The sequence below is a fragment of the Pseudomonas sp. LBUM1670 genome, from assembly GCF_059695695.1.
In genome coordinates, this window is record NZ_CP166783.1 from 1306568 (window position 1) to 1328420 (window position 21853).

The following is a 21853-nucleotide window of genomic DNA, read 5'->3' on the forward strand; positions in this document are numbered from 1 at the left end:
ATTACTTGACCAGTTCAGCTTGCTCGCGAAGACTGACTGACATTCAACATTGATGTCGACTGACCCACCGCTTTCGCGAGCAAGCCCGCTCCCACATTTGATCAGTGGTGTCTGCTGGAATGAAAAAGCCCCCGCTACCGTAAGGACGCGGGGGCTTCTTTGTGGGCGGGTTCAGATCACTCCTGAGCCGCCGCCTCCTTCGCTTGACGCTTCTCGATCACATCCACCAACCGCTGGGCCAGTTTCGGGTAGTTCTCGTCGAAGTGGTGGCCGCCGGGCAGTTTGATGGCTTCGCCCACGGCGGTCTTGTCGGTGCAGCCGCTTTCGTCGATTTCTTCTTCGCCGAAGATGCACACCACTTTCTCAGGTGGCAGCTTGGCCATTTCCGGCCCGGTGGCGGCTTCTTTGCCGGCGTTGCCGAGCCAGCCTTCGACTTCGATCTCGAAGCTGCCGGTGCGGGCGAAGGCCAGCAGGATGATTGCGTCGACGCGTTGCTGCTCCGATTCTGCCAGGCGGTTGTAGATCGCCGGCAAGACGTCGGCGCCGAATGAGTAGCCGGTCAGGATGAAGCGCTTGGTGCCCCATTTCTGCCGGTAGTGCTGCATCAGTTCGGCGAGGTCCAGTGCGCTTTGCTCCGGGCTCTTGTGCTGCCAGTAGTAGCGCAGGGTGTCGATGCCGACCACCGGGTAGCCGATCTTGGCCATCTCGCCCGCCACATCGCGGTCGAGGTCGCGCCAGCCGCCGTCGCCGGAGAGGAACAGGGTGACGGTGTCCTTCGCCTGACCGGCCGGGACTTCAACCACTGGAATCTGCAGGCCGCCAGCGGCTTTGTCGCCACCGACGAGGAGCTTGCGCAGTTCGTTGTTCAGCACTTGCGGCAGGTTGATGTCGTAGTCGCTGATGCTGGTTTCGGCGTTGGGTTGGTCGCGCACGAAGCCGGCGCTGGTGTCGTCCGGGTTGTCGTTCCACGCCACCAGCCAGTGACCGTGAGCGGCGCTTTTCGGCAGCAGGTGCGTGCAGCCGGGTTTTTCCAGGGCCAGGTCCACCGAAACGGCTTGGGCCTTGTCGTCCTTCTGCTCGGACAACCAGCGCCAGGCCAGCACGGCGCCGGGACCGATGCCGCTGACCAGGGTCGCCGGACCTTTGAGTTCTCTCAGGCCCGCTTGCAGGGCGCGGCTTTGCAACAGGCATTCTTTGGGCAGGATTACTTGAACAATCTGCGCCGAGCCGCTGCGGCTGAGGGTCATCAATTGTTTGTCGCTGAGTTTCTGGTCTTCATTGACCGCCACCAGCACCTGGGCGCGTGGTGTGTTGCCGGGAATGACGCGGGTCATCGCGGCGCCGCCGGCCGGTGTCAGCCTTTCGAGAGTCGGTTCTGGCGCCGGGCGTTTGAGGTACCAGTAACCGCCACCGAGAATCAGGGCCAGCACTACCAGTGTGGCCAGTACGTACCGCAATGAGCGTTGAATCATCAGCGTTTCACCAATCCAGTCAAGCCGCCCGCAATCAGGGCAGCAGTGTCGGCCAGGGCAACCAGCGGATCGAGTCCGGCGGGCACGGCCATATAACGGGGTTCCCAGTCAGGCTGGAACTTGTCTTTGAAGCGGCGCAAGCCTTGGAAGTTGTAGAGCTGCTCACCACGGCGGAACACCATCGAGCCCAGACGCTGGGTCAGCGGCGCGCCACGACGGGGTTGCAACCCCGACAGCGGCACCATGCCCAGGCTGAAACGCGCGTATCCATGATTTTTATAATGTTGAATCAGGCCGACCATCATGAACTCCATGGTCAGCTTCGGGGCATCCGGGTGTGCGCGCATCAGGTCGAGGCTGGCCAGGTCGTGGCCGTAAGTCTCAAGCAAGTTGGCGAACGCCACCGGACGCCCTTCGAAACGAATCACTGCGATGCGGAAATGCTTGAGGTAGTCATCACTGAAACGGCCGAGGGAGAAGCCTTTCTCGCGCACGTTCTTGCCGGTCAGCCAGGCATCGGAAATCACCTTGAGCTCATCCATTGGCGCGTGCCCCGGCTCATGGATCTCCAGCGACAGGCCATCGCGGGTGCCACGGTTCCAGGTGTATCGCAGGTCTTTCATCTCTTTGCCCTTGGCGTCGAGATCAAAGCGCTGCAGATCGACCCGGGCTTCTTCGCCGAGCTTGATCGCGGTCAGGCCGATGTCCATGTAGTACGGCAGGTTTTCCGCGCGCACTTGATAGAACACGGGGCGGGCGTGGTGGATGTCGCAGAGGTCGCGGAACTGCCAGATCATCTCGGCCCGTTGCTGGGTCGGGCCGATCGGGTCGTACAGCGCCACGAGGCTGCGCCCACGGCGGGCGTACATCAAGAACGCCTCGTCGTTGGGGTGGAACAGCAACGCCTTGTCACCAGTCAGGGCGAGGCCGCCGTCCGGTTGCGCGGATGCCATCAGGATCTTTACCGCGCGGTCCAGCTCGTCCGGCGTCGGCGGGTGGATCACCGGGCGCGCGGTACGCAGCAGCCAGGTCAGGGACACCACCACCAGCAGCACGGCGGCGCCGAGCAGCGAGCGCAAGCCGCGCGGTGCGTCGGCGTCGAGGGTGAATTGCCACCAGAGTTGATGGCTGTAGGGAACGTCCTGATAGGCGAACAGCAGCAGCCAGATCGACGCACCGAGGACACACAGGCTCGAGACCAGATACAGCGGTGAAAACGGCAGTTCGGTCAAACGGCTCGGGCGATAGAACGAGCGCCGGAAAACCCCCAGCAGGCTCGCGGTCAGGGTCATCAGGCAGGCTTCTTCCCAGTCGAAACCTTTGAGCAGCGAAAGCACGGCGCCGACCAGCAGCAGAATGGTGGTCAGCATCCAGGCGGCCGACAGACGCCGACGCAAACCCTGCGCCAGCAGCAGGCAGAGCACGCCGACCAGGCTGGCGCCGAAGTGCGAGGCGTCGACCAGTCGATGGGGAATCAGAAAACCGATGTGTTCCAGGCGCGTATCAATTTCCGGGGTCACGCCGGAGAACAGCAGCACCACGCCGGACAGGAACACCAGCACCGCCAGAATCGGCGCGGCCAGGCCGGACGCGGCGCGCAAGGACTGACGTGTCTGGAACAGGCGCTGGCCTTCGTTGATCAGCAACAGCACGCAAGCAACGAGTAGCGGCAGCACCACGTAGATCAGGCGATAGAGCAGCAGCGCGGCAGCCAGTGGCGCGGCGCCAAGTTTGTCGGCGAAGGCGGCCAGCAGAATCGCTTCGAACACCCCGACACCGCCGGGAACATGACTGAGTACGCCCGCGGCCAACGCCAGCAGGTACACCAGCAGGAACGCGCCGAAGGGCGGCGCTTCCGGCAGCAACAGATAAAGCACGGTCGCGGCGGCGGCCACATCGAGGGCGGTAATCACCAGTTGCAGGAACGTCAGGCGGCGGCCCGGAAGGCGCAAGGTGCGACGACCGGCCTTGACCAGCAGATTGTCCGCATAAGGCTGCTCCGGCAGGCGCCGGCGATAGATGCCGACGGCCAAGACGGTAAACAACAGCAACACCGCAGCGGCAATCGCAGCCAGCAGCAACTGAGAGAGGCCCAGCGCGGCGGAGGCGGCAGGCAGGTTACTGAGTGTTGCGAGGGCGGCTAGCGGGGGCAGGGCGCAGCCGAGCGAGAGGCTGGCGAACAACGTCATGTGAGCGACTTCCGAAGCCCCCAGACCATGACGTGCATATAAACGATAACGAACCGACCCCCCCGAGAGCATCGACAGACCGATGGCATTGCCGATGGCGAATGCGGTGAACCCGCCCAGGGCAAGGATTCGCGGCGCCAGGGTCACACCGGCATAGCGGCTGGCCGACCATTCATAGCCGAGCAATATGATGAAGCCGACGACGGTCGCCGCCAGTGCGCCCAGCAGTGCCGGTTTGGGTACTTCAAGAATCGAGTCGTGCAGAGCGTACAGATCGAGTTCGCTCAGCAAGTGGCGACAGGCAATCAGCGCGATCGCGAACAACAGCAGAGTGACCGCCAGACCGATGGGCTGGCGGTACTTGCTGACCCGATCAAGCAAGCGCAAACGCTCGGGCTTGATGGGTTGTGTCGCTGTGACAGTGTCTTGTGGATCAGACGAGTTGGCGCGCATCAATCACCTCTTGGATTGTGCGCGACAGGATGGGGGTATCCAGCCAAGTTACCAATCCCTGTAGAAAAAAATAATCACAAATATTAACGCCTCTCACCGATTGTCGGCGATGGCATGTCATCCGTCGTGGAGGGTTCTGTCTGCGATCCAGCATAGTCTGATCGCAGGGTTTCAGTGATCCCGAACGCTTTCCGCAGAGTGACAGGTCATTGTTGCGAAAGGACTTTTTCAACAGATACAAAAAAGGCCACTCTTTCGAGTAGCCTTTTTTGATGTTTGGTTGCGGGAGCCGGATTTGAACCGACGACCTTCGGGTTATGAGCCCGACGAGCTACCAGACTGCTCCATCCCGCGTCTGTGTGGCGGCATTCTATAGAGATACGCCGGTGTGTCAACCGTTAATCTGGAGCAGGGTCAAATAAGCGTAAATAAGCGGCGAACGGTCGCAGGGGGGACTTAAGTTTCGGAATCAGAACGATTTCTCGTCAGGTCTGTAGGAGCGAGCTTGCTCGCGAAAAACTATGGCCACCACGGGGTATCTGATTTCACGCGTTATCGTTCACGACCATCGCGAGCGAGCTCGCTCCTACAAGTATTGGTGTTTTCTTCGCGCGCACAAAAAAGGCCACTCTTTCGAGTAGCCTTTTTTGATGTTTGGTTGCGGGAGCCGGATTTGAACCGACGACCTTCGGGTTATGAGCCCGACGAGCTACCAGACTGCTCCATCCCGCGTCTGTGTGTCGGCATTCTACAGAGGATCGCCGGGCTGTCAACCTTCAATCCGGATAAAACCTGTTCTGGTTCAATCGCTTAGCTTAAAAGCATTACGCTGTAACCGGCTGTGAGTGAGGCGCGGCAAGGCTTGCAGCTCTATCGAGCATGGCTTTTCGATTGAGAAAATAAATTCATCGGATACATTTCCTACACTCGGGAAAGAACATTCAGACTACTGGTGCTATATACAGGTGTCAGTGAGATACTGCCGATCCGGCCTGCCAAGTCTCCTTTTCTTTGCCATGAACACCGCTTTCCTATGACCCAGCGAAAAATCATCCACGTCGATTGTGACTGCTTCTACGCTGCCATCGAGATGCGTGACGACCCGCGCCTGGCCGGAAAACCCCTGGCGGTGGGCGGATCGGCAGATCGGCGCGGAGTGATTGCCACCTGCAACTATGAAGCTCGGGCGTACGGCGTGCGTTCGGCGATGTCTTCCGGACACGCCTTGAAGTTGTGCCCGGACCTGACCATCGTCAAGCCGCGCATGGACGCCTATAGAGAAGCGTCGAAGGAAATTCACACGATCTTTCGCGATTACACTGACCTGATCGAACCGCTTTCCCTCGATGAGGCCTACCTCGATGTGTCGGACAGCGCGCACTTCGGCGGCAGCGCCACGCGAATTGCCCAGGACATCCGCCATCGGGTGTCCAATCAGCTGCATATCACCGTCTCGGCCGGCGTGGCGCCGAACAAGTTCCTGGCCAAGATCGCCAGCGACTGGAAGAAGCCCAATGGTTTGTTCGTCATTACACCGGATCAGGTCGAGGATTTTGTCAGCGGCTTGCCGGTCAGCAAGCTGCACGGTGTGGGCAAAGTGACCGCCGACAAACTGGGCCGGCTGGGCATTGTCGATTGCTCGCATTTGCGCGAATGGGACAAGTTGGCGCTGGTGCGTGAATTCGGCAGTTTTGGCGAACGACTCTGGAGCCTGGCACGCGGGATCGATGAACGGCTGGTACACAACGACAGTCGGCGGCAGTCGATCAGTGTCGAGAACACGTATGACGTGGATTTGCCGGATCTGGTGAGCTGCCTGGATAAATTACCCGAGTTGCTGGAGACCCTGGCGGGCCGCATGGCGCGGATCGACAGCAGCTATCGGCCGGGCAAGCCGTTCGTCAAAGTGAAATTCCATGACTTTACCCAGACCACGCTGGAGCAGGCCGGGGCAGGGCGGGATCTTCAGAGTTATAAGCTGCTGCTGACCCAGGCGTTCAATCGCGGCGGGAAGCCGGTGCGGTTGCTGGGGGTTGGGGTGAGGCTGGAGGATTTGCGGGGTGGGTTTGAGCAGATGGAGTTGTTTGAGCGGTAGGGGCAGGGTTTTGATGTTGTGGTGAATGTGAGGCAGCCTTCGCGAGCAAGCCCGCTCCCACATTGGATCTCCATATGACGCAGATCCAATGTGGGAGCGGGCTTGCTCGCGAAGCTTTGGCTTTTAATTCGGTCTCGGATCCGCCACCAGTCGCCCGGCATCCTTGGTCAACGACTTGAGAAACTCAGTCTGCAACTCAGGATCGTTGCGAGTCAGCTCAATCAGGCTCTGTTCCAGCTCGCTGGCTTCTTCTTCCAGACCCAGCTCCGACAGACGTTTGACCCGGTGTACCCACTGGCTCACTTCGTCGTCTTCAAGGTCGTCATAAATCAACCCGTGAGCTTCGAGCAGTTTGCCGCGCAACGAGCTGCTGACCGCCAGGGACGAGTCGCTGTGCACATCGTCCTGACCATCTTCGACCTTGATCAGCAGCCGGCTGAGGTGATTGATGTCATGTTCGGCGAACGGGCTGTCCAGCAGGTTCAGGCGCAACACACCGTTTTTATCAGTGCTCAGCTCGAACGTTTCCTTGCCGGCCTTGACCTGCACCGGGCGCTCGCTCCACGGCAGGCTCGAGTATTCCGTGCGTTTGTCGAGCTGGATTTCGTCGATACCCGCGAGGTTCTGCTGCGCACGACCGTGAGACGGCGCGTTCATGAACGGGTTGAGCCCGGCGAAACCGTAACTGAACCAGTCCTTGGTCGCGCTATCCGGCAAATTGCCGAAGGCGAACACGTTGACCACGTTCGCGCCGACACCGGCGACCACGGCCACCGCGCCCAGCGGGATCTCGTAGATCTCCCGCCAGGGTTGGTAAGGCGTGTAGCGATCGTAATGACGGGTGACTTCGAATTCAGTGACCTCGAAGGTTTTCTGCTCGTGAATCTTCACCCGACGTTGCGGAAGCTCAAGCACCTTGGGCTCACCGACATCGATCTGCAGGCTGTGATCGAGCAGTTTGCGCTCGACGCGTTCCTCGTGCTCGCTGCGTTGCGACATGTGATTGGCGCAGCCGCTGACCAGCAGGGTGCCGCACAGGGCGGCACCACCGAGGCCTAAGGTGTTTCGCTTGAACATGACTTCTCTATCTGGTGTCAGCGGCGGATACGGGCCTGGAGGAAGGACAGCACGTCAGCGACCGGCAGCGCTTGCGCCTCGGCCTCGGTGCGGCTCTTGTATTCCAGATTGCCTTCGGCGAGGCCGCGGTCACTGACCACGATCCGGTGAGGAATGCCGATCAGCTCCATGTCCGCGAACTTGATGCCCGGGCTGGTTTTCTTGTCGCGATCGTCCAGCAGCACTTCGAAGCCGGCAGCAGTCAGTTCTGCATACAGCTTGTCGGTGGCTTCGCGAACCTGCTCGTTGTCGTAGCGCAGCGGTACCAGCGCGATCTGGAATGGAGCCAGTGTGTCGCTCCAGATGATCCCGTTCTCGTCGTTGTTCTGCTCGATGGCGGCTGCCACCACGCGGGAAACGCCGATGCCGTAGCAACCCATTTCCAGGGTGACCGGCTTGCCGTTTTCGCCCAGCACTTCGCACTTCATCGCTTTGCTGTACTTGTTGCCCAGCTGGAAGATGTGCCCGACTTCGATGCCGCGCTTGATTTCCAGGGTGCCTTTGCCGTCAGGGCTAGGATCGCCAGCCACGACGTTACGCAGGTCGGCAACGGTCGGAACTGGCAGGTCACGCTCCCAGTTCACGCCGAAGTAGTGCTTGTCGTCGATGTTCGCACCGATACCGAAGTCGCTCATCAGTTCGACGGAGCGGTCGATGATGATCGGCAGCGGCAGGTTCAACGGGCCGAGAGAACCGGCACCGGCGCCAATCGCGTCACGCAATTCGCTTTCGGAAGCCATGACCAGCGGGCTGGCAACGCCTGGCTGGTTGGAGGCCTTGATTTCGTTCAGCTCGTGGTCGCCACGGATGATCAGGGCAATCAGCTTGCCTTTCTCTTCAGCGTGAACCACCAGGGTCTTGATGGTCTTCTCGATCGGCAGGTTGAAGCCTTCGACCAGTTGCGCGATGGTCTTGGCGTTCGGTGTGTCGACCAGGCGCAGCTCTTCGGCCGGGGCGGCGCGCGACGTTTCACGCGGTACGGCTTCGGCTTTCTCGATGTTCGCGGCGTACTCGGAACCGTTGCTGAAGACGATGTCGTCTTCGCCGGATTCGGCCAGTACGTGGAACTCGTGGGAGCCGGCGCCGCCGATGGAGCCGTTGTCGGCTTCAACAGGGCGGAACTTCAGGCCCAGGCGGGTGAACACGTTGCAGTACGCCTGGTGCATGCGGTCGTAGGTGACCTGCAGCGAAGGCTGGTCAGCGTGGAACGAATAGGCGTCCTTCATGATGAATTCGCGGCCGCGCATCAAACCGAAGCGTGGGCGGATTTCGTCACGGAACTTGGTCTGGATCTGATACAGGTTGATCGGCAGCTGTTTGTAGCTGCTCAACTCATTGCGCATCAGGTCGGTGATGACTTCTTCGTGGGTCGGGCCGGCGCAGAAATCGCGACCGTGGCGATCCTTGAAGCGCAGCAATTCCGGGCCGTATTCTTCCCAGCGACCGGATTCCTGCCACAGCTCAGCTGGTTGAGTACTCGGCATCAACACTTCGAGAGAGCCCGCGGCGTTCATTTCTTCACGAACGACGGCTTCGACCTTGCGCATCACTCGCAAGCCCATTGGCAGCCAGGTGTACAGGCCCGAGGCGAGTTTGCGGATCATGCCGGCGCGCAGCATCAGCTGATGGCTGATCACGACCGCGTCGGAAGGCGTTTCTTTCTGTGTGGCGAGCAAAAATTGACTGGTGCGCATGGTTGGCCGTTGTCGGTTGCTGATGACGAGAAATGACGGGGCATTGTACGGGCGAGATCTGCTGGCGTACAGGCGCGCGGTCGGTGGTGTGGCAGGAGGGCGGGAATCCCGCCACCCTCTGCGATGCTTCCTACGATTCTTCCGCGACCTGGGTCGGAACCGGCTCGGGCCTTGGTGTCGGGCCTTCGCGGCGGTTCTCCTGGAACCAGTGCAGGGCGATCAACAGCAGGGTCGGAACACCCAGCAGCGCGGTGATCAGGAAGAAATTGTGATAGCCGAACTTTTCCACCATGACCCCCGAATAGCCACCGATCAGGCGTGGAAGCAAGAGCATGATCGAGCTGAGCAGGGCGTATTGGGTGGCAGAGAACTTGAGGTTGGTCAGGCTCGACAAGTAGGCGACGAACGCCGAGGTCGCCAGGCCCGAGCTGAAGTTGTCCAGGGAAATGGTGCCAATCAGCATGTTCAGGTTCGCCCCCATGTCGGCAAGCATCAGGAACAGCAGATTGGTCCCGGCCGACATGACGCCGCCGATGAACAGGATCGGCAGGATGCCGAAGCGCACGATCAGCAGGCCGCCCATGCCGGCGCCGACCAGCGTCATGATCAGGCCGAAGATTTTGCTGACGCTGGCAATCTGGTCTTTGGTGAAACCCTGGTCGATATAAAACACGTTGGCCATCACGCCCATGACCGTATCCGACATCCGATACGTGGCGATCAGTCCGAGCAGCAATAGTGCCTGCCAGCGGTAACGCAGAATGAAATCGTTGACCGGGGTCAGCACCGGTGCGAGGCCGCGGCGCCCCACGGCCGAAAGGCACAGCGCGGTGAGCGTGGTGTAGAGGATCGCCCGCAGGAATGCGCGGTCTTCAAGCAACAGGTCGAGCAGGCTCACGCCGTCGAACAGCACGCTGGCGAAATCGGTGTTGTAGAGCTGGGTGAACATCGCGGGAACGGACACCAGCAGCACGATCAGCACGAACACCGAGGCCAGTTGATGCACAAAACTGTAGCGCCCGGCCTGCAGTTGCGTGCGCAGCGGCACCGGCGGCTCACGCATGAAGAAAGAGGTCAGCAACGCCGGGACCATCAGGGCGCCGAACAGCAGGTAAGTGCCGGCCCATGCCGAATGCTTGTAGTTGAAACCGGTGGAGCCGAAGCCTTCGGCGAAGAACAGGGCGCCGGCCGTGGCCAGCAGCGCCGCGATCCGATAGCCGGCCATGTAACTGGCGGCGAGGGCAGCCTGGCGAGTGTCGTCGGCGATTTCCAGGCGATAGGCGTCGACGGCGATGTCTTGCGTCGCCGAGGCGAAGGCAACGACTACGGCAATGGCGATCAGCCAGGAAAGATGCTTTTGCGGGTCGCAGAAACCCATCCCGATCAGGCCGAGGATCACCAGCGCCTGGGAAAGCACCAGCCACGAGCGTCGGCGACCGAGCTTGCCGAGGAATGGCAGGCGCCATTGGTCGAGCAGCGGCGACCAGACCCATTTAAAGGCGTAGGCCAGGCCGATCAGGCTTGCATAGCCGATGGTTTCGCGAGCCACACCGGCTTCACGCAACCAGACCGAAAGTGTCGAAAACACCAGCATGTAGGGCAGGCCGGCGGCGAAACCGAGCAACAACAGCACAAGTGTTGAAGGGCTGGCATAGGCGGCGAGCGCGGCGCGCCAGGTTTTACGGGGCATGGGCTGAAGTCTGCCTCAAGATTACGGAAACAAAGCGCGCACTCTAACCGCTGTGCTCTACCGGGCGCCAGCCATGGCGCTGAATATCAACACGATTATTCAGGACACTGATGCCTTCGGCGCGTAATCGCGCGCGCTGCTCATCCCCTGAAGGACTGCCCACGGCCAGGCTGATCCGACCGCCGGCGCCGAGCACGCGGTGCCAGGGCAGTTTGGTGTCGCCGGGCAACTGGCTCAGGGTACGACCGACCCATCGCGCCGCGCGGCCGAGTCCTGCCAGGTCGGCAAGCTGACCATAACTCACGACTTTGCCCTCGGGCACTTGGGCCAGGGTCAGATAGAGCGCCGTGCGTCGGATTTGCGCGGCACTTTCTGTGTCGGGGGTTGTGTCAGTCACGTCCGGGGTCCTGTAGGAGCGAGCTTGCTCGCGATGGTCGTTAACGATAACGCGGGTTGTCTGAATGCGCGCGTTGTTCTGACGTTTTTCGCGAGCAAGCTCGCTCCTACACAGGAATACCGTCTGTAGGGTAAATCCTCGATTGCCCATTGAGAAATGAACTCAATGGAAATAGTTGTGTCAGTCCAAGCTAGGGCCTTGTTCCTTGGAATAATGCCGACTTTTTTTCGCAAACTTGAGCCTGTATTTGCTTATGGTGTCCAGAACCCTGCTGTGCCTCGCTGTCCTGAGTGCTTCCACGCCCTTGCTCGCCGATACCGTCTGGTTGAAGAACGGTGACAAGCTGAGCGGCAAGATCACTCTGTTCGACGGCGGCAAACTGTTAATTCAGACCGAGTACGCCGGCGCGGTGCCGATCGACTGGAAGCAGGTCAAAACCCTGGAGAGCGATCAGGAGTTGCTGGTCAAGCAGGATGCGTACAAAGGCGAGAAGGCCAAGTCGCTGCATGCGGCAGACGACGGCAAGGTGACGCTGGAAAACGGCGAGGCGCCGAAGACGGTCGAGCTGGCGAGTATCCAGCAGATTCTCAAACCCAAACCGGTCGTCGAAGATCTGGTCTGGAAAGGGAATATCGATGCGGCGCTGGATTACCAGCGGGCGGAAAAGGACACCGATGACTACGACATCGACTTCAAGACTTCTGCGCGCCATGGCAGATGGCGGCATATCGCGGAAGGCGAGTACAACCGTGAATTCCAGGATGACGTGGTCACCACTGACAACTGGCGGGGCGAATACTCGCTCGACCGCTTCCTGACCGAGAAGTGGTTCTGGCAGGGCCGCGCGGTCTATAAACGCGACAAGGTTGAAGACCTTTCCCGTCAGCGCACCGTCGGTACCGGTCCGGGTTACCAGTTCTGGGATGACGAGCTAGGCGCATTCTCGCTGGGCTCGCTGGTCAACCGCACGGACTACCAGTTCTCCGACGGCAGCAAGGAGAACTTCTATTCCCTGGCGATGAAGTGGGATTACAACCGCTACCTGATCGGCAAGAAGGTGGAGTTCTTCACCAATGGCGAAGTGGGCAAGCCGTTGTCGGGCGTGGCGGATTATGCACTCGATGCCGAAATGGGCTTGCGCTACAAAGTCACCGATTGGGCGTCGCTTAACCTGAAGGCTGAGCGAGACATCATCAGCGGTACTGACGATGCCAATTTGGACAAGACCCGCTACACCGCAGGGTTTGGCGTAGCCTGGTAAAGCTGGAAGATCAAAAGATCGCAGCCTTCGGCAGCTCCTACAGGGATTGACTTAAATTCTGTAGGAGCTGCCGAAGGCTGCGATCTTTTTTTGCCCGGCAAAAACACACAGGCACAAAAAAGCCCCGCTTTTAAGGGCGGGGCTTTTTACTAAAGCAAGTACAAGTTAGATAACTTGAACTTCTTCAGCTTGCATGCCTTTCTGACCGCGGGTAGCGATGAAAGAAACCTGTTGGCCTTCTTTCAGGCTTTTGAAGCCGTCGGATTGGATAGCTTTGAAGTGAACGAACAGGTCGTCACCGGATTGTGGGGTGATGAAGCCGAAGCCTTTTTCATCGTTGAACCACTTAACGGTACCGGTTTGGCGATTAGACATGGTGTAACTCCTTGAACAAAGATAACTGCGACCCAGGAAGAACCCTGGACGAGACTGAGTGCAAAGAGCAGGAAAAATTCTTGTAGATGGTTGGATCGAAATTCAACATATCGTGTAGAGATTCTCAGTGACACAAGCAGCACAGTGGCGCCACCTTAACCCTTTTTCCGGAACGTGCCAATGCTTCTTGCAAAGGTTTCTCTATTTTCGTGACTGACGGTGCATCGTATTGTGGCCAAGCCCCAGAATTTACGGGGGGGCGGCGAGAATTGCGCCACGGTCTTTGAACCCGAAGCGCGCGCCCGGTAAGATGCCGGACAGATTTTTTCCACCTCGCTATTCAGGACACCCGCCATGAGCATCAAATCGGACAAGTGGATTCGCCGCATGGCGCAAGAGCACGGCATGATCGAACCGTTCGTCGAGCGCCAGGTGCGCGGCAGCGACGATAGCCGTGTGATCTCCTACGGCGTGTCGAGTTACGGCTACGACGTTCGTTGCACTAATCATTTCAAGGTGTTCACCAACATCAATTCGGCCATCGTCGACCCGAAGAATTTCGATGCCGGCAGCTTCGTCGACATCCACAGCGACGTCTGCATCATCCCGCCGAACTCTTTTGCCCTGGCCAGCACCGTCGAATACTTCCGTATTCCGCGCAACGTATTGACCATCTGCCTGGGCAAAAGCACCTACGCCCGCTGCGGCATCATCGTCAACGTCACCCCGCTTGAGCCTGAGTGGGAGGGTCACGTGACCCTGGAATTCTCGAACACCACCAACCTGCCGGCGAAAATCTACGCCAACGAAGGCGTGGCGCAGATGCTGTTCCTTGAATCCGACGAAGAGTGCGAAGTGTCCTACAAGGACCGTGGCGGCAAGTATCAGGGCCAACGCGGCGTGACCCTGCCACGCACCTGAGTCAACCGTCTGGCTGACTGTGGGAATTCTTGAGCGAGCGTACACTCTATGGGGTGTACTGCTCCGATCCGCGCAAGGCGGATCGGGCCATCGCTCAGGAGTGCTCTATGAAGATCGACCCGCGTATAAGTGCCGAACTGGCAAGGCTTGAGCCCAATCAGGTTGGCGTTTTGGCCTGGTCCTTGTTGGCACATCCGCCAGTCAGCATGGCGGGGGGCATCCCCGGCCAGCCTGATCCCGATACCCCCAACGAACAACCCTCCGAACCCGGTGAGCCGACCCTGCCGGATGAGCCGCCTCCCGCGCCGGTTGCCTGATCGTGATCATGTAGGAGCGAGCTTGCTCGCGATGGACGTTAACGATGACGTGGGCTGCCGGATAAAACGCGTTGCCCTCACGTCCTTCGCGAGCAAGCTCGCTCCTACATGATGTTTACGGGCCATATTTGGTTGTCGCCGATGACGAAGATCCTGCAGCTATCGTCCCGATCAACCTGGTAGCCGCCCGTAAATGCACCGAAGGCCGGTAGCAGGCTGATTGCTTCGCCGACGCTGAAACACGCCAGCCGCAGGCTTTGCCGACCTCGACCGTTCAACCGATACACCGGATGCACATGGCCAGCGATTACGTACCGCTCCGGATGCGGTTCGGGTTCGTGCTGCAACGCGAACGGCCCCAACAGCAACGGCTCAGGCACCACGCGAATATCCAGCGACGCCGGCGGATCCCCGGCGCGTTTGTCGTGGTTACCACGAATCAGGGTTATGGGCAGCTCACTGTGTCGCGCTCTCCAGTCAGCCAATGCGTTCAGTGTGGCGGTTGCATGGGAGCCGGGTCCGTGAAGAAAGTCGCCGAGAAAAATCAGCTGACGGCAGGGCAGAGCCGTCAGCAAATCGTCGAGCACGGCGATATTGCTGGAGGTGGTGCCGCGAGGCACCGGCTGGCCGAGACTTCGATAGGCGGCGGCCTTGCCGAAATGCACGTCGGCAATGAGCAAGGCTTGTTGCGCAGGCCAGTAGAGGGCCTTTTCCGGCAGTAGCCATAGTTCTTCACCGGCCAGTCGTATGGGATAGGGCGTACTCATCAGTCTTTTCCGGTTTCGGCAGTTTTCTCCAGGTCGCTCACCATGCGTCTGATGCGGTCGGCGAGTTTTTCCGAACTCATGCTTTCGCGCATGCGTTCCACCAGCAGTGGAAACCCGAGGGGCGTAGGACGTTTGACCGGATGCACGTCGAGCTTTAGTCGACTGATGCGCTCCAGCGTCTGTTCCAGACGATGAATATCCAGTTCGTTGCGCAGGACTTCTTCCCCGGCCTGTGCCAGCAACAGATTCCCTGCGTCGTATTGCTTGAACACTTCGAAGAACAAACCACTGGAGGCCTGAACCTGTCGCGTACTTTTCGGTGCGCCGGGGTAGCCGGCGAACACCAGTCCGGCAATCCGTGCAATCTCCCGAAAGCGCCGCAGGGCCAACTCACCCGCGTTCAGGCTGGCGAGCACGTCGTTCAGCAAATGCTCGGGACTCAGCAATCCGGGGCTCAAGGCACTGGACCAGTCCACATCAGTGGCGCTAAGCAATTCCAGTCCGTAATCGTTGACCGCAATGGAAAACGTCACCGCGTGGTGCTGACTGACACGCCATGCCAGCAGACTCGCCAGCCCCAAATGCACCTGGCGCCCGGCGAAGGGGTAGAGGAAAAGGTGCCAGCCCTCGCGTGATTTCAGCGTTTCCGCGAGCAGACTGTTCTCGGTTGGCAATCCGGACCAGCGCTGTTGCACCTCTAATAATGGACGCAGGGCCTGCATTTCAGGACCGACGAACTCGCCCTGCGCCGCCGCATCGAAACGCTCGACGACCGCCCGGGCCAACTCGCTGGAAAGTGGCATGCGTCCACCGTTCCAGCGTGGCACTGCGGCTTTCTTCACCGTGCTGCGTTTGACGTAAGCGGTCATGTTTTCCACACGCACCAATTCCAGCAAGCGTCCGGCAAACAGAAACCCGTCGCCGGGTTTGAGTCGCGCGATAAAACCCTCTTCGACACTGCCCAACTGCTTGCCGCCACCACCCTTGCTCCAGAACTTCAACTGAATGCTCGCGTCGCTGACGATGGTGCCGATGCTCATGCGATGGCGGCGGGCCAATCGCGCATCCGGTACGCGCCAGATGCCCTGTTCATCCGGTTCAACCCGGCGGTAATCCGGATAAGCGGTCAGAGAAAGTCCGCCATGGCGTACGAACGCCAGCGCCCAGGCCCAATCGGCCACGGTGAGATCACGATAAGCCCAGGCGCCGCGGACTTCTTCATACAACTCATCGGGCAAAAAACCACCGCCCAACGCCATGCTGACCAGATGCTGAACCAGCACATCCAGCGGTTTGTACGGCGATTCACGGGGTTCGATCCGGCGCTGCGCCACGGCGTCCTGTGCCGCGGCGGCTTCGATCAACTCCAGGCTGTGCGTTGGCACCAGCGTCACCCGCGACACGCGCCCCGGCGCATGACCGGAACGACCGGCGCGCTGCATCAGTCGCGCCACGCCTTTGGCCGAGCCGATCTGCAACACCCGCTCCACCGGCAGGAAGTCCACGCCGAGGTCCAGGCTGGAGGTGCAGACCACCGCCTTGAGCTGGCCGTCCTTGAGTGCGCGCTCGACCCAGTCGCGGGTGTCGCGTGACAGTGAGCTGTGATGCAGCGCAATCAGCCCGGCCCAATCCGGGCGGGCTTCCAGCAAAGCCTGATACCAGATCTCCGATTGGGCGCGGGTGTTGGTGAACACCAGGCTGCTGGGGCTGGACTCAACCTCGGCAACCACTTGCGGCAACATCTTCAACCCGATATGCCCGGCCCATGGAAATCGCTCGATGGCTGGCGGCAACAGCGTGTCGACTTGCAACTCTTTGCGGCTCTGGCCCTGAATGCTGATACCACCGCCCTGTGGGATTAATACCTGTTCGGCGTGGGCCTGATTACCCAGCGTTGCGGAAACGCCCCAGACGATCAGCTCGGGACTCCACCGACGCAGGCGGGCGAGGGCGAGTTGCAGTTGCACGCCGCGTTTATTGCCGAGTAATTCGTGCCATTCGTCGACTACGACCATACGCAAGGTCGACAGCGCGGTTTGCGCGTCGGCACGGGCGAGCATCAGGGTCAGGCTTTCCGGAGTGGTGATCAGTGCGGTGGGCAGCCGCCGGGTCTGCCGTGCGCGTTCGCTGCTGCTGGTGTCACCGGTGCGCAGGCCGACGCTCCATGGGATCTGTAAGTCGCGCAGCGGCGCTTCCAGTGCGCGAGCGGTGTCGGCGGCCAAGGCGCGCATGGGAGTTATCCACAACACCGTCAGCGTTTGCGCGACAGGTTTGCGTTTTTGAGGTTGTTCTCGTGAAGAGGCGAAGCGATTGAGCGCCGCAAGCCACACCGCGTACGTCTTGCCGGCACCGGTGCTTGCATGCAGCAACCCGGATTGCCCGTGTTTGACCGCCGTCCACACCTGTTTCTGAAAGGCGAACGGCTTCCAGCCGCGGGCGGTGAACCAGTGTTTTGCGAAGTCGGGGGAGGTTCCCATGCCGGCGGTGTGCGCTCTGAAAGTGTTCTTTCAGTGACCGCGCTGCAAGGCGACAAGTTTGATTGCTTTGCTTTTATGTGGGAGCGGGCTTGCTCGCGAAGGCGGTGTGTCAGGCGACAACGTTGTTGTTTGACACACCGCCTTCGCGAGCAAGCCCGCTCCCACAGGGTTTTCTGTGCGCAGTTATTTGAGGTTACCGCTGAGGAACTGCTTCAACCGCTCGCTCTTCGGATTGCCCAGCACGTCTTCCGGTGCGCCTTCTTCCTCCACCAGCCCCTGATGCAAAAACAGCACCTGGCTCGACACCTTGCGGGCGAAGCTCATTTCGTGGGTAACCATAATCATGGTCCGGCCCTCTTCGGCCAGGCCCTGGATCACCCTGAGCACTTCACCCACCAGTTCCGGGTCGAGCGCCGAGGTCGGTTCGTCGAACAGCATGACTTCCGGTTCCATGGCCAGTGCGCGGGCAATCGCGACCCGCTGCTGCTGGCCACCGGACAGGAACGCCGGGTACTGGTCCGCCACGCGTGCAGCCAGGCCAACCTTGTCGAGATAACGACGTGCACGGTCCTCGGCTTCCTCCTTGCTGCAACCCAGCACCCGGCGCGGGGCCATGGTGATGTTTTCCAGCACGGTCATGTGGCTCCACAGGTTGAAGTGCTGGAACACCATGGCCAGGCGGGTGCGGATACGTTGCAGTTCATCGGCGTCGGCCACGTGCATGCCGTGGCGATCCTTGATCATGCGGATGTTCTGGCCATCCAGGGTCATGGCGCCGTCGTTGGGTTGTTCGAGAAAGTTGATGCAGCGCAGAAAGGTACTTTTACCCGAGCCGCTGGCGCCGATCAGGCTGATGACGTCGCCGGTGTTGGCCTTGAGTGAAACGCCTTTGAGCACATGATGATCGCCATAGCTTTTATGCAGGCCTTCGATGGTCAGTTTGTACATGGGGCATGCATCCTCAAGGCGAAAGTAGGTAGCCGCTGCGATAGGCTTCGGTGCCCGCGACGTGGGCGATCACCATGCCGGCAGTGGCCATGCGCCGCAGCGAACGGGCGTACATCAGCCCGGCGACGGTGCAGTGAATGGGGGTGACGCGATCATTAACCGGGTCGATGATTTCGGCGATCAGTTGCCCGGCTTCCAGGTATTCCCCCGGCAGCGCGGTGAACACCAGCAACCCGCCCACGGGCGTGGCCACCGGTTCGACGCCGGCCAGCGGCGTGGCGGGATACGGCAGTTCCGGCAGTGGCGCCGCTTCGCCGGCAATCGCGCCGAAGTGAATCAGGTAATCGAGCAACGCCTGGCAGTCGAGGCTGGCCAATGGATGATTGACGTCACCCTGACCGCGCAATTCGACCGTGACCGAGAAGCTGCCCAACGGAATCTTGAAGTGCTCGCCGAAGCGTTCTTTCAACTGCCACCAGAGCAGGGTGAAGCATTCGTCGAACGACTGACCGCCGGAGTCGGTGGCCAACAGGCTGGCTTCGGCACCGATGTAGCGGGCCAATGGCTCGACCTGGGGCCAGGCGTCGGGCGTGGTGTAGAGGTGCGCGACCGCTTCGAAATCACAATGCAGGTCCAGCACCATGTCGGCGTCACAGGCCAGTCGTTGCAGGATCAGGCGCTGGGATTGCAGTTGAGTGCTCGCGGTCTGTCGCGCCAGTGCTTGACGCAGACTGTTGCGGATCAGTTCAAGGTTGCGCTGCGGATCGTCGCCGAGCTGACCTTCGATCTTGTTGCCGACCTCTTCACTCAAGTCGACGAACCAGCGGTTGAAGTTCTGGCCGCTTTCGAGCTCGTAGCGACCCAGTGGCACATCCATCAGCACTTGTTCAAGGCCGACCGGGTTGGCCACCGGCACCAGCACGATTTCGCTGCGCAGGCGGCCGGCGGCTTCGAGTTCCGCCAGGCGCTGCTTGAGGTGCCAGGCGACCAGCATGCCGGGTATTTCATCGGCGTGCAGAGACGCCTGGATGTAGATCTTGCCTTTGGCCGACGTCGGGCCGAAGTGGAAGCTGTGAATCTGTCGCGCGGTCCCCGGCAGCGGGGCCAGCAGGTCATGAATCTGGTGGCGCATCTCTCTTTATCCCTAAAGCGGGTCCTAGTGGGTCGGCCCGAGGAACGCCAGCCATCGGCGTTCGGCGAGGCGGAACAGGCCGACCAGCGCAAAGGTGACGGTCAGGTAGATCAACGCGGCGATGCCGAACGACTGGAAGGTCAGGAAGGTCGCCGAGTTGGCGTCCCGCGCGACTTTCAGGATGTCCGGGATGGTCGCGGTGAACGCCACAGTGGTCGAGTGCAGCATCAGAATCACTTCGTTGCTGTAATAAGGCAACGAGCGACGCAGCGCCGACGGCATGATCACGTAGGCATACAGCTTCCAGCCGGTCAGACCGTAGGCCTTGGCCGCTTCGACTTCACCATGGGCCATGCTGCGAATCGCCCCGGCAAAAATTTCCGTGGTGTAGGCGCAGGTGTTCAGGGCGAAGGCCAGGATGGTGCAGTTCATCGCGTCGCGAAAGAACGCATCGAGTATCGGTTGTTCGCGCACGGCGGCCAGGCTGTAGATCCCGGTGTAGCAAATCAGTAGCTGGATATACAGCGGCGTACCGCGGAACAGGTAGGTGTAGAACTGCACCGGCCAGCGAATGTAGAAGTGCGGTGACACGCGGGCAATGGACAGCGGGATCGACGTCAGGAAACCGATGAAGATCGACGCGCTGAGCAGCCACAGGGTCATGGCCAGGCCGGTGATGTTGTAGCCGTCGGTATACAGGAAAGGTTTCCAGTATTCCTGCAAGAGTTCGATCATCGTACGGCCTCCCGGGTGCCGGCGGCGTAGCGGCGTTCAAGCCAGCGCAGGATGAAGTTGGAGGCGCTGGTGATCAGCAGGTAAATCAGCGCTGCCAGCACCAGGAAGTAGAACAGTTGATAGCTGCTTTTTCCGGCGTCCTGAGCGGCCTTGACCAGGTCGGCGAGGCCGATGATCGACACCAGCGCGGTGGCTTTGAGCATCACCATCCAGTTGTTGCCGATGCCCGGCAGGGCGAAACGCATCATTTGCGGGAACACCACAATTCGGAAACGCTGGCCACGTTTCAGGCCATAAGCGGTGGCGGCTTCGACCTGGCCCCGGGGGACCGCGAGGATCGCGCCACGAAAGGTTTCAGTGAAGTACGCGCCATAAATGAAGCCCAGGGTGATGACCCCGGCGCTGAACGGGTTGATCTCGATGTATTCCCATTCCATGAAATCGGTGAACGACGTCAACCAGGTTTGCAGGCTGTAGAAGATCAGCAGCATCAGCACCAGGTCCGGCACCCCGCGAATCAGCGTGGTGTAGACCTGCGCCGGTACGCGCACCAGTTTGACTTTTGACAGTTTGGCAGTGGCGCCGAGCAGGCCGAGCAATACGGCCAACAACAGCGACAACGCCGATAATTTGATGGTCATCCAGGTGCCTTCCATCAGCAACGGACCGAAGCCCTTGAGGCTGAAGGCAGAGAGCCCCAGATTTTGTAATAGGTTTTCGAACATAAATCAGCAACCTGACTGGATAAAAAAAGCGCCCATCGCGAGATGGGCGCCGGGCATTATTTGCCGCTGTACAGATTCAGATCGCCAAAGTGTTTCTTTTGAATGGTGGCGTAGGTGCCATCGTCGTGTAACGCTTTGATACCTTTATCCAAAAGTGCCTTGAGGTCTTTGTTACCTTTAGAGATACCGATCGCTGTTTTGGCTGGCAGCAATTCGCTGTCCACCGGCTTGCTGACTTCGTAGCCTTCGCCTTTAGGCGACTTCAAAAAACCCAGTTCGGCTTGCAGCATGTCCTGGATTGCCGCATCGAGGCGACCGGACATCAGGTCGGAATACACCTGATCCTGGTTCTGATAGGCCTGGGTTTTTACACCGGCTTTGTCCAATACCGCCTTGGCGTAGGCTTCCTGAATAGTGCCTTGCTCGTAACCGACAGTCTTGCCTTTCAGCGAAGCGACGTCTTCGCTCAGGCCGGAACCTTTCTTGAACACGTAGGCGGTTGGACCGGAGAACAGCTCGCTTGAGAAGTCGATGACTTTTTCGCGGGCCGGGGTGACGGTCATCGAAGAGATCACACCGTCGAATTTATTGGCCTTCAGGCCCGGAATCATGCCGTCGAAATCGCTCTCGACCCATTTGCACTTGACCTTCAGCTCGGCGCAGATTGCGTTGCCCAGATCGATGTCGAAGCCGACCAGGCTACCGTCGGCCGCTTTCGACTCGAACGGTGCATAGGAAGGGTCAACGCCAAAACGCAGTTCTTTGTACTCCTTGGCCAGCGCGGAGCCGGCAGCCATGCACAACGCCAGTGCAGAAAGGGTCAGCAATGCTTTTTTCATTATTCAATCCCTAAGAACCAAGTATGAGCGCTTGTGGCGCAGTAATTATTGTTACTGGAACGCGTAAGACCTAATGAAAGTAGCAATTTCCGAACCAGAGTGCCGAACAAGCGTTTTAAAAGGTGATTCGGGAAATGGCTGGGCGGGATTTATGCACGAAAACGGGCACCAGTAAATGGCTGCACCAACTCGGTTCGGGATAGCGCAAATTCCCCTGTGGGAGCGGGCTTGCTCGCGAAGGCGGAGTGTC

General features: G+C 59.9%; 18 protein-coding genes and 2 tRNA genes. 4 read left to right on the top strand and 16 right to left on the bottom strand.

Features of this window, described 5'->3' with window-relative positions:
• Positions 1-176: 176 nt before the first annotated feature.
• The 4 genes from ACA073_RS05955 to ACA073_RS05970 all read right to left on the bottom strand — a co-directional run bounded on the left by ACA073_RS05955 (position 177) and on the right by ACA073_RS05970 (position 4846).
• Complete coding sequence (locus tag ACA073_RS05955; protein ID WP_497402316.1) at positions 177-1472, bottom strand: virulence factor family protein; 1296 nt, start codon at positions 1470-1472, stop codon at positions 177-179.
• A complete protein-coding gene (gene mprF, locus ACA073_RS05960) occupies positions 1472-4114 on the bottom strand; it encodes a bifunctional lysylphosphatidylglycerol flippase/synthetase MprF (protein ID WP_497402317.1) in 2643 nt (880 codons plus the stop codon). The genes ACA073_RS05955 and mprF overlap by 1 nt, the downstream gene beginning before the upstream one ends.
• 277 nt (positions 4115-4391) lie before the next feature.
• A tRNA-Met gene (locus ACA073_RS05965) sits at positions 4392-4468 on the bottom strand.
• Between the two features lie 301 nt (positions 4469-4769).
• Positions 4770-4846: transfer RNA gene (locus tag ACA073_RS05970), tRNA-Met, on the bottom strand.
• A 301-nt stretch (positions 4847-5147) separates the two neighbouring features.
• Here ACA073_RS05970 and dinB point away from each other — a divergent pair.
• Complete coding sequence (dinB, locus tag ACA073_RS05975) at positions 5148-6209, top strand: DNA polymerase IV (RefSeq protein ID WP_497402319.1); 1062 nt, start codon at positions 5148-5150, stop codon at positions 6207-6209.
• 123 nt (positions 6210-6332) lie between these two features.
• Here the strand turns inward: dinB and ACA073_RS05980 are convergent, their stop codons facing one another.
• The 4 genes from ACA073_RS05980 to ACA073_RS05995 form a co-directional block, all read right to left on the bottom strand.
• On the bottom strand, positions 6333-7286 hold the full coding sequence (locus ACA073_RS05980; RefSeq protein ID WP_497402321.1) for a hypothetical protein: 954 nt from the start codon (positions 7284-7286) through the stop codon (positions 6333-6335).
• Positions 7287-7303: 17 nt separating this feature from the next.
• A complete protein-coding gene (locus ACA073_RS05985) occupies positions 7304-9019 on the bottom strand; it encodes a proline--tRNA ligase (RefSeq protein WP_497402323.1) in 1716 nt (571 codons plus the stop codon).
• Positions 9020-9149: 130 nt separating this feature from the next.
• Positions 9150-10709: an AmpG family muropeptide MFS transporter gene (locus ACA073_RS05990; protein WP_497402325.1), complete on the bottom strand. Its 1560-nt coding sequence runs from the start codon at positions 10707-10709 to the stop codon at positions 9150-9152.
• Between the two features lie 43 nt (positions 10710-10752).
• The gene (locus ACA073_RS05995; protein WP_497402326.1) at positions 10753-11106 is read right to left on the bottom strand and encodes an MGMT family protein; all 354 of its coding nucleotides are present in this window, start codon (positions 11104-11106) and stop codon (positions 10753-10755) included.
• A 253-nt stretch (positions 11107-11359) separates the two neighbouring features.
• On the opposite strand from ACA073_RS05995, the gene ACA073_RS06000 reads away from it, so the two are divergent.
• A complete protein-coding gene (locus ACA073_RS06000; protein ID WP_497402327.1) occupies positions 11360-12367 on the top strand; it encodes a DUF481 domain-containing protein in 1008 nt (335 codons plus the stop codon).
• Positions 12368-12532: 165 nt separating this feature from the next.
• Here ACA073_RS06000 and ACA073_RS06005 read toward each other — a convergent pair whose 3' ends face one another.
• Positions 12533-12742, bottom strand: coding sequence for a cold-shock protein (locus ACA073_RS06005; protein WP_002554837.1), 210 nt, complete (start codon positions 12740-12742; stop codon positions 12533-12535).
• Positions 12743-13096: 354 nt separating this feature from the next.
• On the opposite strand from ACA073_RS06005, the gene dcd reads away from it, so the two are divergent.
• Positions 13097-13663: a dCTP deaminase gene (gene dcd, locus ACA073_RS06010; RefSeq protein ID WP_007904652.1), complete on the top strand. Its 567-nt coding sequence runs from the start codon at positions 13097-13099 to the stop codon at positions 13661-13663.
• A gap of 107 nt (positions 13664-13770) precedes the next feature.
• On the top strand, positions 13771-13980 hold the full coding sequence (locus tag ACA073_RS06015; protein WP_497402329.1) for a hypothetical protein: 210 nt from the start codon (positions 13771-13773) through the stop codon (positions 13978-13980).
• Between the two features lie 104 nt (positions 13981-14084).
• Here ACA073_RS06015 and pdeM read toward each other — a convergent pair whose 3' ends face one another.
• The 7 genes from pdeM to ACA073_RS06050 all read right to left on the bottom strand — a co-directional run bounded on the left by pdeM (position 14085) and on the right by ACA073_RS06050 (position 21603).
• Positions 14085-14747 carry a ligase-associated DNA damage response endonuclease PdeM gene (pdeM, locus tag ACA073_RS06020; RefSeq protein WP_497402331.1) on the bottom strand — a complete coding sequence of 221 codons (663 nt, stop codon included), beginning with the start codon at positions 14745-14747 and terminating at the stop codon, positions 14085-14087.
• Positions 14747-17224, bottom strand: a complete 2478-nt coding sequence (locus tag ACA073_RS06025) for a ligase-associated DNA damage response DEXH box helicase (protein WP_497402333.1) — start codon at positions 17222-17224, stop codon at positions 14747-14749. Before ACA073_RS06025 ends, pdeM begins: the two co-directional genes overlap by 1 nt.
• Before the next feature lie 183 nt (positions 17225-17407).
• On the bottom strand, positions 17408-18172 hold the full coding sequence (locus ACA073_RS06030) for an ABC transporter ATP-binding protein (RefSeq protein WP_392885927.1): 765 nt from the start codon (positions 18170-18172) through the stop codon (positions 17408-17410).
• A 13-nt stretch (positions 18173-18185) separates the two neighbouring features.
• Complete coding sequence (locus ACA073_RS06035) at positions 18186-19304, bottom strand: succinylglutamate desuccinylase/aspartoacylase family protein (protein WP_497402335.1); 1119 nt, start codon at positions 19302-19304, stop codon at positions 18186-18188.
• A 24-nt stretch (positions 19305-19328) separates the two neighbouring features.
• Entirely contained in the window at positions 19329-20039 is a 711-nt protein-coding gene (locus ACA073_RS06040; protein WP_497402337.1) for an ABC transporter permease, read from the bottom strand.
• The gene (locus ACA073_RS06045; RefSeq protein ID WP_497402339.1) at positions 20036-20764 is read right to left on the bottom strand and encodes an ABC transporter permease; all 729 of its coding nucleotides are present in this window, start codon (positions 20762-20764) and stop codon (positions 20036-20038) included. Before ACA073_RS06045 ends, ACA073_RS06040 begins: the two co-directional genes overlap by 4 nt.
• Before the next feature lie 56 nt (positions 20765-20820).
• Positions 20821-21603: a transporter substrate-binding domain-containing protein gene (locus ACA073_RS06050; RefSeq protein ID WP_017336791.1), complete on the bottom strand. Its 783-nt coding sequence runs from the start codon at positions 21601-21603 to the stop codon at positions 20821-20823.
• Positions 21604-21853: the final 250 nt, after the last annotated feature.